General features: G+C 74.8%; 6 protein-coding genes. 5 read left to right on the top strand and 1 reads right to left on the bottom strand.

The genetic code is table 11. The annotated features are described in order from the left end of the window. Window positions 1–109 precede the first annotated feature (109 nt). Window positions 110–1,867 carry a beta-N-acetylhexosaminidase gene (locus AC5P1B_RS04130; RefSeq protein WP_493884857.1) on the top strand — a complete coding sequence of 586 codons (1,758 nt, stop codon included), beginning with the start codon at window positions 110–112 and terminating at the stop codon, window positions 1,865–1,867. A 30-nt stretch (window positions 1,868–1,897) separates the two neighbouring features. Here the strand turns inward: AC5P1B_RS04130 and AC5P1B_RS04125 are convergent, their stop codons facing one another. Further along, window positions 1,898–2,887, bottom strand: a complete 990-nt coding sequence (locus tag AC5P1B_RS04125) for a sigma-70 family RNA polymerase sigma factor (RefSeq protein WP_493884779.1) — start codon at window positions 2,885–2,887, stop codon at window positions 1,898–1,900. A gap of 75 nt (window positions 2,888–2,962) precedes the next feature. Here AC5P1B_RS04125 and AC5P1B_RS04120 point away from each other — a divergent pair, with 75 nt between their 5' ends. From AC5P1B_RS04120 to AC5P1B_RS04105, 4 genes are all read left to right on the top strand, one after another. Then, window positions 2,963–4,081: an alkene reductase gene (locus AC5P1B_RS04120; RefSeq protein ID WP_493884778.1), complete on the top strand. Its 1,119-nt coding sequence runs from the start codon at window positions 2,963–2,965 to the stop codon at window positions 4,079–4,081. 825 nt (window positions 4,082–4,906) lie between these two features. After that, the gene (locus AC5P1B_RS04115) at window positions 4,907–5,830 is read left to right on the top strand and encodes an FAD binding domain-containing protein (protein WP_493884777.1); all 924 of its coding nucleotides are present in this window, start codon (window positions 4,907–4,909) and stop codon (window positions 5,828–5,830) included. Then, on the top strand, window positions 5,827–9,558 hold the full coding sequence (locus AC5P1B_RS04110; protein ID WP_493884776.1) for a 2Fe-2S iron-sulfur cluster-binding protein: 3,732 nt from the start codon (window positions 5,827–5,829) through the stop codon (window positions 9,556–9,558). The genes AC5P1B_RS04115 and AC5P1B_RS04110 overlap by 4 nt, the downstream gene beginning before the upstream one ends. Continuing rightward, window positions 9,555–11,894 (top strand): xanthine dehydrogenase family protein molybdopterin-binding subunit, encoded by a 2,340-nt coding sequence (locus AC5P1B_RS04105; RefSeq protein WP_493884775.1) that lies wholly within the window; start codon window positions 9,555–9,557, stop codon window positions 11,892–11,894. The genes AC5P1B_RS04110 and AC5P1B_RS04105 overlap by 4 nt, the downstream gene beginning before the upstream one ends. Window positions 11,895–12,069 lie beyond the last annotated feature (175 nt).

Genomic DNA, 12,069 nt, shown 5'->3' with positions numbered 1-12,069 from the left:
CGACGGGACGACTGGCGACCGTATGACAGACGACCGTATGACGGACGACGGCAGCGGGAAGGGCTGTACGGATACGGCTACGGATATGGGCACGGGCACGCCTACGGATATGGGTACGGCCTACGCAAGAGTTGGCCTGATCCCGGCGCCGCGTACCGCCTCGCGGGTGTCGCCCGATGGACCCACCATCCTGGGCGGGAAGACAAGCATCGAGGCGTGGCCAGGCACCGAGGGCGTCGCCCGCTGGCTGCACTCGGCTGTCGGCGCCGCCACCGGGCTGCCGCTGCCCGTCAGCGTCGTCGGCGCCGATAGCACCGATAGGGCCGACATCGCCGATGGTCCCGGCGGTGGCCACCGCATCGTGCTGCGCGTCGACCCCGCGACAGCACGCGAGTCCGGGCCCGAGGGCTACCGCCTCGTCGTCGACGGCCACACGATCAGCATCGACGGCGGCAGCGCGGCCGGGGTGTTCTGGGGCGCGCAGACCCTCCGGCAGCTGCTCGGCGCTGACGCCTTCCGCCGCGCGCCGGTCACCGCACCCCACTACTGGCAGGTCCCGACGCTCGTCATCGAGGACGCGCCCCGCTTCGCCTGGCGCGGTGTGATGCTCGACGTCGCACGGCACTTCATGCCCAAGGACGGAGTGCTGCGCTATCTCGACCTGCTCGCCGCGCACAAGCTCAACGTGCTGCACCTGCACCTGACCGACGACCAGGGCTGGCGGCTGGAGATCAGGCGCTATCCGAAGCTGACCGAGGTGGGCGCCTGGCGGGAGCGCACCCGCTACGGGCACCGCGCGTCACCGCTGTGGGACGAACGACCGCACGGCGGCTACTACACGCAGGACGACATCCGCGAGATCGTCGCCTACGCCGCCGAGCGGCATATCACCGTGATCCCCGAGATCGAGATGCCGGGGCACTCACAGGCGGCCATCGCCGCGTATCCGGAACTGGGCAACACCGACGTCATCGACACGTCCTCACTCTCCGTCTGGACTGATTGGGGCGTCAGTCCGAACGTACTCGCCCCCACTGACAACACCCTCCGCTTCTACGAGAACGTCCTCACCGAGGTACTGGAGCTGTTTCCCGCCCCGTACGTCCACGTTGGCGGCGACGAGTGCCCCAAGGACCAGTGGAAGACGTCGGGAACGGCGCGGGCCAGGATCGAGGCGGAGGGCCTGGCGGACGAGGACGGACTGCAGCTCTGGTTCATCCGGCACTTCGACCGCTGGCTCAGCGAACGCGGCCGCCGCCTGGTCGGCTGGGACGAGATCCTGGAGGCCGGAGACGAGCAGCAGGCGGCGACCGGCGGGCAGACGACGGGATTCGGCCTGTCCAAAGGCGCGACGGTGTCCTCCTGGCGCGGCTACGCGGGCGGCATCGCCGCGGCCCGCGCGGGCCACGATGTCATCATGTGCCCCGAGCAGCAGGTCTACCTCGACCACCGGCAGGCCCCTGGCGACGACGAGCCGATGCCCATCGGCTACGTCCGCACGCTCGCCGACGTCTACCGCTTCGAGCCGGTCCCGCCGCGGCTCAGCGCGGCCGAGGCGGCGCGTGTGGTGGGCACCCAGGCCAATGTGTGGACCGAGGTGATGGAGAACCAGCAGCGCGTGGACTACCAGGTCTTCCCCCGGCTCGCCGCCTTCGCCGAGGTCGCCTGGTCCCGGCTGCCCGCCCCGGAGGAGCGCGATGTGGCCGGATTCGAGGCCCGTATGACGGCGCACTACGCGCGACTGGACGCCGTCGGCGTCGGCTACCGGCCACCGGCCGGACCGCACCCCTGGCAACGCCGCCCCGCCCCACCTGGCATGGAGGGCCACCTCGGACGCCCGATCGAGGGGGCACCCCCGACTGTGTAGGGAGCTTGGGGAGGCTGCCGCGCCATCGCCTCACCGGGGCCGCGCGAGTGGTGGTCCGGAGGCAGCCGCCGGTGCCGGAACGCGGTCTGCGCGGTCCGCGTGGTCAACGCGGTCCGCGCGGTCAAGGACGGCCAGGTCGAGCCGCTGGAGGCGCGCGGGGTCGGCGATCACGTCGAAACCGGCGATCCGCCCGCCCTCGACCGTGACGGTGAGGGCGATGAGCAGCCGTCCGCGCGGGGCCACGACGACGCCCACGGCACCGTTGACGAGGACGGGTTCCGCGAACTGGGACCTCCGCTTGAAGGCGACGGCATCCGCCGCCACGGCGCGCGCTCCGCGGACCTCCGTCGCCGCGCCCGCCGGAAGCGCCGCGGGGTCGGCCCGGCGCACGACGTCGGGTGCCAGCAAGGCGAGCAGCGTGCCGAGGTCACCGCCGCGCGACGCGGCGAGGAAGGCTTCGACCACGTGCCGGTGCCGGGCCAGTTCGGCACGGGTGACCACGGGCGTGCCGTGGACCTTGTGACGCGCGCGGCTGGCGAGCTTCTTCGTGGTGACAGGTGAGCGCCCCACGATGGGCGCGATCTGGCCGAAGGGCACGGCGAACATGTCATGGAGCACGAAGGCGACCCGCTCGTCGGGAACCAGCGTGTCCAGCACCACGAGCAGGGCACGGCCCACCGAGTCGATCAGCAACGCCTCCTGCTCGGGGTCTCCCGTGTCACTTCTGTCGCCCCTGTCCCGCTGGCTCCCGCCCCGGCCGGGCACTTGCCGCAGCCCGGTGAACTCCTCGCGGCGGGCCGTACGTGAGCGCAGCATGTCGAGGCACAGGCGGGACACGACCGTACGCAACCATCCGGCCAAGTTGTCGACGCCGGTGGTGTCGGCGCGGCTGAGCCGCAGCCAGGCCTCCTGAACGGCGTCGTCCGCTTCGTCGCGAGAGCCGAGCATCCGATAGGCGACCGCTCGCAAATGGCCCCGGTGTGTCTCGAATCGTTCGGCCAGCTCGCCCTGCTCATCCATCGGTCACCTTTCCTCACTGGGCCCCGTCAATTCCTTGACATACCCGTCGCGTCCCAAGTAATAGGAGAACGCCAGATGACCACGGCTCAGCCGACCGCCCTCACCCAGCCCCTGCTGCGGCGGGCGGATCTCGGAGACTTCCAGCTGCCCAACCGCGTGGTGATGGCGTCGCTCACCCGGGCCCGCGCGGCCAACGACGGACTCCTGCCGACGGAGCTGCACGCCGCGTACTACGGTCAGCGCGCCAGTGCCGGGCTGATCGTCACCGAGGGGACCTGGGTCAGCGAGCGGGCGAGGGGCTTCGTCAACGTCCCCGGTGTCTACAGCGAGGAGCAGGTCGCCGGGTGGCGGGGCGTCACCGACCTCGTGCACGCGCTCGGCGGCCGCATCGTGCTGCAACTCTGGCACGTCGGTGCCGTGTCGCACCCCGACTACCTCGGGGGAGAGCTGCCCGCCGGTCCCTCGCCGGTCAACCCGCACGAACGGGCGTACACGGCGAGCGGGTTCAAGGACACCCTCACCCCCCGGGAGATGACCACCGCGGACATCCGGCGCACCGTCGCCGACTACGGTGCCGCCGCGGCGAACGCCCGGCGCGCCGGATTCGACGGCGTCGAGATCCAGGCCGTCGGCCAGTTCCTGATCCCGCAGTTCCTCAACCGGCGGCTGAACCAGCGCTCCGACGCCTACGGCGCGGGCCCGGCCGGTCGGCGGCGCCTGCTGCTGGAGATCATCGACGCGGTCGCCGCCCCGTGGGGCGGACGGAACGTCGGCGTACGCCTGTCGCCCTACTGGACCACCGGCGACCGCTTCATCCCCGACGAGCCGACGCTCGCGGACTACGACGCGCTCGTGACGGAGCTGAACCACCGCCCCGTGGCGTATCTGCACCTGCGCGGTGCGGACCTCGCCGGGCCGGGCGCCACCCCCGACTTCGCCGCGATCGCGCGCTATCGGCAGCGGTTCGACGGGCCGCTGATCGCGAACAACGGATTCGACCGCGCGTCCGGCAACGCCATCATCGAGGCGGGCGTCGCCGACGCGGTGGCGTTCGCCACGCACTTCATCGCCAACCCCGACCTCGTCACCCGGTTCGCGCTGAGCCACGAGCTGGCGACCGGCGACCCCGCCACGTACTACACCAGCGAACCCAAGGGCTATGTCGATTACCCCATCAGCTACCCAGTCGGCTAGCTAGCCGACTGGCTGGTCGGCTGGACCGTGAGTGGACGGGACCTTCCCCGCTCCCCGCCCTCCGGCCCCGCCCGCTCGTTCGTTCGCCCGCTTGAACGGAGCGCGGGTCCGGCGGAGGGGGCGTCCGAGGGACGACGGCCCTGCCGCCGCGTCAGGACCCGTGCCGCGCGGACGCCTACGAGGGGCGCGGGCGGGCCGGGCACCGCACGGCATGGCGGCGGCGGACGACGCCCGGTGCGTGCGCCCCGTGGACCGACGCCGGGTCCACGGGGCGTACGACGCGGCCGACGGCTCGCCCCGCTGCTCTCGCGGCCCCCGCCGTCCTCGCCGCACCACCGTCCGCCACCCCGGGCGCGCGGGCGTGTCGCGGTCCGCGGGCGGGGCGACTCTCCCCTCCGGCGGCACTCCACCGGGGGCTCACTGGATCGCACCCGGGTCTCGCCCGGGTCCCAGGCGGCCGCAGCCGGGCAATGCCGCCCCGCCCCGCCAGGCATGACGGGCCATCTCGGACGCCCGATCGACGGGCCGCCCCCGATCGTGTGAGTCCCCCCGCAAGGTGACCGCCCGCACCGTCCGCCCCTGGGACGGTGGTTCCGCTACCAAGGCATAAGTCGCACAAGGGTCCCCGAAGAGTGGTAATCCACCGACAATCCGCGCGGAGTGGAGACAGCGCAGAAATCGGACTAACCGCACGTGTTGGGCGGAACCGCGCTTCGTGGACCCTCGCGGCGGCGGACCTGTGATGTGTGCCAGAGTTGCCACGTCCGGGCTGTCACCACGTACCGTACGGCGAACAGCCGGGACACCGGGGAAGGGGCAGCTGGGTTGACCACGCACGCACCGCAGGCGGCGCAGACCGTGACGCTGCCGGGCTCGCTCGACGAGGCCGTGGCGGCGTTGACCGCCATGCCCGCTGCCGTGCCAGTCGCCGGCGGCACCGATCTCATGGCGGCCGTCAACTCCGGCCTGCTGCGGCCCGCCGCGCTCGTCGGGCTCGGCCGCATCAGCGAGATCAGGGGCTGGCAGTACCAGGACGGGCACGCCCTGCTCGGCGCGGGACTCACCCACGCCCGCATGGGGCGGCCCGACTTCGCCGCGCTCATTCCGGCGCTCGCCGCGGCGTCACGCCTGGCGGGAACGCCGCAGATCCGCAACGCGGGCACGCTCGGCGGCAACGTCGTCACCAGCGCGCCCACGGGTGACACCCTGCCCGTGCTCGCCGCCCTGGAGGCGACCCTCGTCATCATCGGCCCCGAGGGCTCCCGCCGCGAGATCCCGGTCAGTCATCTGCTCGTCGGCGTCGAGATGCTGCGTCCGGGCGAGTTGATCGGCTTTGTACGGGTTCCGCTGCTGCACGCCCCGCAGACCTTCCTCAAGGCCACCGGGCGCACCGGACCCGGCCGGGCCACCGCGTCCGTCGCCGTCGTCCTCGACCCGGCGCGGCGCAACGTGCGCTGCGCGGTGGGCGCGGTCGCGCCGATGCCGCTGCGGCCGCTGGAAGCCGAGCAGTGGGTCGCCTCGCTGATCGACTGGGACGGCGCGCGCGGACTCGCCCCCGAGGCGTGCGCGGCCTTCGGCGAGTACGTCGCCGCCGCCTGCATCCCCGACCCCGCCCCCGCCTCCGGGACGGGAGAACCGGGTGCCGAGGCCGGTGGCGAGCCACCGGCCCCCTTGCCGCCCGCCGCGCTGCACCTACGGCGTACCGTGGCGGCACTGGCCCGCCGAGCACTGGGGAGGGCGCTCGCATGACCTCTGAACAGCAACCGCGACGGTCCGCGCCGCAGCCCGGCCACGAGTCCGAGCCGCGGCCCGAGGACGAGTCGGTATCCGGCGTCCCGGGAACCGGCCACGGCATCGGCTGGCAGCCGATCCCGAGCGGTCCCGAGTACGACGCCGAGGGCACGGCCTTCGTGGAACTGCCGCCCGGTCTCGCCGACCACGGGGCGCTGCCGCACGGCTGGGACCCGCTCGCCGCGCCCGGTACGGGGTACGTTCCGCCGCCCGGCGACCAGTGGCAGTCACCGCCCCCGCAGCTCAGCTCTCCGCACGACCAGCAGCAGTCGCACGACCAGCAGCAGTCGCACGACCAGCAGCAGTCGCACGACCAGCGGCAGCCGTACGGCCGGCACACCGAGGACCAGGCACGGCCGCCGATGACACCGGCGGCGAGCACCGACCCGGGGGCGACCGGCCAGTGGCCGTTGCCGTTCGGCGCGGACCCGGGCACGGGCACGCCCGTGCCCACGGCGGGCACCGGGGCGGGAACGACCGGCCAGTGGGCGATCCCGGTCGCCGGGGACGACGGACTCGACGAGTCGGGCGAGTTCCCCCTCGGCGGGCAGGCGCCCGCCGCGTACGGACCGGGCGCGCGGCAGCAGGCCCACGGCCAGGCCGGGCCCGGCATGCCCTACGGCGCGCGCGCCGCGAACGGCGCGGGCGAGCAGCACCACCCCGGCGACCCGGACGACCCGCAGACGACGGCGCAGTGGCCCATGCCGTTCTCCTCGGGCGGTACCGGCACGGGCCAGTGGACGCTGCCCACGGCGGGCGACGACGCGGCGGACGAGACTGGCGAGTACTCGCTCGGTGGCTATCCGGCCGGTCTGTCGCCGTATCAGGCCGGGCCCGGCGGGCAGGGCCCCGGTCCCTTCGACCCGGCGCGCGGCCACCTCGGCGGCCACGGCCAGCCGGGCACGGCGCAGCACTCGTACGGGGCCGCGGCGCAGGACCCGCACGACCAGCGGCAGGCGCACCAGCAGACCCCGCCGCAGCAGCACCCGCCCCAGGGCGACCTGGGACAGGGCGACCCGGGGCAGCCGCACGACCAGGACACGGCGCACCGCGACCCCGGGCACCACGCGCACGACCCGCACCGCCCGCAGGGCGCGCCGCAGTGGCCGACGGCGCCCTCAGGGGACGTCACCACCGGACAGTGGGCCATTACGGGCGCGCCGGACCAGGGCACCCAGGGACCGGGGGCGTACGCGCTCGGCGACCGGCTGGTCGCCCCGTACCGCCCCGCGCCCGACCAGGACAAGGAACACGACGACCCGGCGGACGCGCCGAGCGGCCCCGCGGCGGCCGACCAGTGGCCGGGCGCGCCGGGCGACGGGCACACCCCGGACGGCACGCCCCCGCACGGCGTCGTACCGCAGGCGGCGTTCCCCGGGACCTCGGGCACCATCCCGCCGCAGGCCGACACCGCACGCGATGTGACGCCGCGCCCCGCCGTACACGACACGGGGTCGCACGACTTCACGCCGGAGGCCCCGGAGCGGCAGGACGGCGGTCGGCGCGGCCCCGGCCGACGCGTCCTCACCCAGCGCGTGCCCGGCGGCCAGCACGACTACAGCCAGCACGGCCCCGGTCAGCACGACCCCGGCGCGCGGCGGGACACCGACTCGCAGGGGGACCAGGACAGTGCTGCCGACGACGCCCCGGGCGCCGCCGGTGGCGCGAACGCCTCACCGGGCGGGACGCGCGTCATGTGGCCCTCGCCCGCGCGTGACGGCGAGCTGTCCGAGGGCACGGGCGAGTTCACCGCCCCCGGCGCTCCGGGCTCCGGCGCGCGGGAGCCCGCACCGGGCGCACCCGGGTCCGGATACGCGCAGCGCGACGGCGGCCTGCCCACCGACCCGCCCGCGTCCGCGGCCACGGCGTCGGCTCCGGCTCCTTCCACGGGGATGCCCGTGGGTCCGGTCGAGGGCGCGCCCGGTCAGCGGGTTCAGCCGCAGGTTCAGGACGGCCGTCCGGACAGCGGTGACCCGGCGGGGCGGACACACGAGGACGCGCTGCCCGGCGAAGCGAGCCCCGACGCGGCGCGCGCGGACAACGCGGGCCATGGCGCCACCGGTTCCGTCCCCGGCCCCGCCGGTGGCGCGGAACCGCAAGCCGGTGCCTACGGCGACGCGTCGCCCGCTGCCGGGGAAGGACTTCCGCCCGCGCCTGAGGGCACGGGGAGCGAGGGCACGGGGCGGTACGCCACCTTGGCGCGCGCGGACTCCGGCGCGCTGATCATCGAGAACCCCGGAACCGGCACGGGTGCCGCTGCCGGAACAGCGGACTCCGCCGCCGTGGGCGAAGCCGATGGCACCGCCGGTGGGGGGCTGCCTGCCAGCGACGCGTTCGCGGCCCTGGCTCCCGGCATGTCGGACGAGGCGGCCGACGCCTCCGGCGGGGCGGACCTCCGCCCCGCGACGGGTGGCACGGCGCCGCCGCACGGAACGCCCGCCGCCGAAGGACCCGTTGGTGACGGCGCCGACGGCCCGGACGCCCGGCCGTCCGCGGCAGGCGCTGACGTCGCCAGTCCTGGCGTCATCGGTGTGGACGCCAACGGCGTCGCCACCCTCGGCGCCGACCTGGCGGGCACGGGCGCCGGTACCACGGACTCCGGCGGCCCCGGCGAAGGTCTCACCGCCGACGACCCCGGCTCCGCCCCCCATGACCCCGCCGCCCATGTCCCCGGCTCCCACGGCCCCGAAGACGGCCCCGTCGCTGTCCTGAGCCTCCCGGAGGCCGAGGCCGCAGACGGCGCGCCAGCCGACCTGTCCGGCCCCCCGCAGTCATCCGAGCCACCCGGTCCACCGGAGTCGGTCACCCCGGCGGACGGCTCCGAAGCGGTCGGTCCGGCCGGTCCCGACGACCTCTCCGGTGCCGAACCCGGCGAACCCGGCGAGCACGGCGGCGGGCACGACGGATTCGCCGCGGGAGACGACGAAGCCGAAGCCGACGAAGCGGCGGCCGAAGCGGACCGGCGGGCCGCCGCGCACAGCGAGCACCCGCGTGCCTCGTACGTGCTGCGGGTAAACGGCACCGACCGCCCGGTGACGGGCGCGTGGGTCGGGGAGTCGCTGCTCTACGTGCTGCGCGAGCGCCTCGGCCTCGCCGGGGCGAAGGACGGCTGCTCACAGGGCGAGTGCGGGGCGTGCTCCGTACAGGTCGACGGACGTCTCGTGGCGTCCTGCCTGGTCCCGGCCGCCACCGCCGCCGGGTCCGAGGTGCGCACGGTGGAGGGCCTGGCCACGGACGGACAGCCGTGCGACGTGCAGCGCGCGCTGGCGGCTTCCGGCGCCGTGCAGTGCGGATTCTGTGTGCCCGGCTTCGCGATGACCGTCCATGACCTGCTGGAGGGCAACCACGCGCCCACCGAGCAGCAGGCCCGGCAGGCGATCTGCGGCAACCTGTGCCGCTGCTCCGGCTACCGGGGCGTGCTCGACGCGGTGCGCGAGGTCGTGGCGGGCCGCGAAGCGGCGGCAGCGGCCGAGGACGACGCGTACTCCGGCGCCGATGGCGGCGGCCAGGACCCGGCCCGCATCCCCCACCAGACGGGCCCGCACGACATGGGCCACGCGCACGGCGGCATGGGCCAGCCGGGCGGTCCGATGGGCAACGGCACCGGTCATCCCGGTGATGGACAGCCTGGCAGCGGCCAGGGCCACAGCGACGACGACGGCGGCAGTGGAAGGCAATCGGCATGACTGGAACCGCGGACGGCGCCAGCGCCGTCACCGCGCCTCCCGGCGTCGGCGGCGTACCCCCGGGGCCGCCCCCGCCGCACGGGCTCGGGGTGTCCGTCCCGCCGACCGACGCCACCGCCAAGGCGCAGGGCATCTTCCCGTACGCCGCCGACCTGTGGGCCGAGGGCCTGCTGTGGGCCGCGGTGCTGCGCTCCCCGCACCCGCACGCCCGCATCGTCTCCATCGACACCTCAGCGGCGGCCGCGATGCCGGGCGTCCAGGCGGTGCTGACGCACGCGGACGTGCCGGGAGACGCCGCGCACGGGCGACGAGTCGCCGACCGCCCCGTCTTCGCCAAGGAGCTGGTGCGGCACCACGGTGAGCCGATCGCCGCCGTCGCCGCCGACCACCCCGACACGGCCCGGCTGGCGGCCGCCGCCATCGCCGTCGACTACGAGGTGCTTGAGCCGGTCACCGACCCGGAGCAGGCGTTCGGCGCGGAGCCGCTGCACCCGGACGGCAACCTGGTCCGGCACATCCCGCTGCGGTTCGGCGACCCCGAGGTCGTCGGCGACGTCATCGTGGAGGGCCTGTACCGGATCGGGCGTCAGGACCCGGCGCCGATCGGCGCCGAGGCCGGTCTCGCCGTGCCGCGCCCCGACGGCGGCGTGGAGATCTACACCGCCTCCACCGACCCGCACGCCGACCGCGACCTCGCCGCCGCCTGCTTCGGGCTCGCTCCCGAGCTGGTGAAGGTCGTGGTGACCGGCGTACCAGGCGCCATGGGTGAGCGCGAGGACCCCGGCATGCAACTGCCGCTCGGCCTCCTCGCCCTGCGCACCGGCCGCCCCGTCAAGCTCGCGGCGACCCGCGAGGAGTCCTTCCTCGGCCACGCACACCGGCACCCGACGCTGCTCCGCTACCGCCACCACGCGGACAGCGAGGGCACCTTGCTGAAGGTCGAGGCGCAGATCCTGCTCGACGCCGGGGCGTACGCCGACTCCTCGTCGGACGCCCTCGCCGCCGCTGTCTCCTTCGCCTGCGGCCCGTATGTCGTGCCGCACGCGTTCATCGAGGGCTGGGCCGTACGCACCAACAACCCGCCCTCCGGCCATGTCAGAGGCGAGGGCGCCATGCAGGTGTGCGCCGCGTACGAGGGCCAGATGGACAAGCTCGCCGCCAAGCTCGGCGTCGACCCGGCCGAGCTGCGGCTGCGCAACGTCATGGCCACCGGGGACCTCCTGCCCACCGGGCAGACCGTCACCTGCCCCGCGCCGGTCGCCGAACTGCTGCGCGCCGTACGGGACGAGCCGCTGCCCGCGCTCCCCGGCGACGACGCGGACGGGGACGCCCAGGACTGGCTGCTGCCGGGTGGCCCGGACGGCGCCGGTGACCCGGACGCGGTGCGGCGAGGCGTCGGCTACGGGATCGGCATGGTGCACATGCTCGGTGCCGAGGGCGCCGACGAGGTGTCCACAGCGACGGTGAAGGTGCAGGGCTCGGTCGCCACCGTCATCTGCGCGGCTGTCGAGACCGGCCAGGGCTTCGCGACGCTCGCCCGGCAGATCGTGCAGGAGACGCTGGGAGTCGAGGAAGTCCACGTCGCCCCGGTCGACACCGACCAGCCCCCGGCGGGGCCCGCCGCGCGGGGCAGGCACACCTGGGTGTCGGGTGGCGCCGTGGAGCGGGCGGCGAAGATGGTCCGTACGCAGCTGCTGCAGCCGCTGGCCCACAAGTTCGGCATGTCCACGGAACTGCTCACCATCGCCGACGGCAAGATCACCTCGTATGACGGGGTGCTGAGCACCACGGTGGACGAGGCGCTTGAGGGCAAGGAACTGTGGGCGACGGCCCAGTGCCGCCCGCATCCGACGGAGCCGCTGGACGAGACGGGCCAGGGCGACGCGTTCGTCGGCCTCGCGTTCTGTGCGATCCGGGCGGTCGTCGACGTCGACATCGAGCTGGGCTCGGTGCGGGTGGTCGAGCTGGCGGTGGCGCAGGACATCGGCCGGGCGCTCAACCCGCGCCAGCTGCGGGCCCGTATCGAGGCGGGCGTGACGCAGGGCATCGGTGCCGCGCTCACCGAGAACCTGCGGACCTCCCGGGGCATCGTCCGCCACCCCGACCTCACCGGTTACGCCCTGCCGACCGCGCTCGACGTACCCGACATCCGCATCGTGAAGCTGGTGGAGGAGCGGGACGTGGTCGCGCCGTTCGGTGCGAAGGCGGTCAGCGCGGTCCCGGTCGTCACCTGCCCGGCGGCGGTCGCCTCGGCGGTCCGCGCCGCCACGGGCCGCCCGGTGGGGCGGCTGCCGATCCGCGCGCAGTCGGCCGTCAGCCCGCCGAACAAGGCGTAGCGTGCGCCCCGCGCGTGGCGGGAAGAACGAACGGGCCCCGCGCGGGAGACAAAGAGCAAGCGCCTTCTAAGCGCTTGGCCCGCGTGGCCCGCTCGGCCGCGGGGACCCGCGGCCGAGCGCGCGAGAGCACGAACGGGCCCCCGTTCGCCGGAGACGGCGAACGGGGGCCCGGCGC

The organism is Streptomyces sp. A01 (assembly GCF_059026195.1).
The sequence above is the reverse complement of the archived record's forward strand: the minus strand, read 5'-3'. Positions and strand labels throughout refer to the sequence as shown.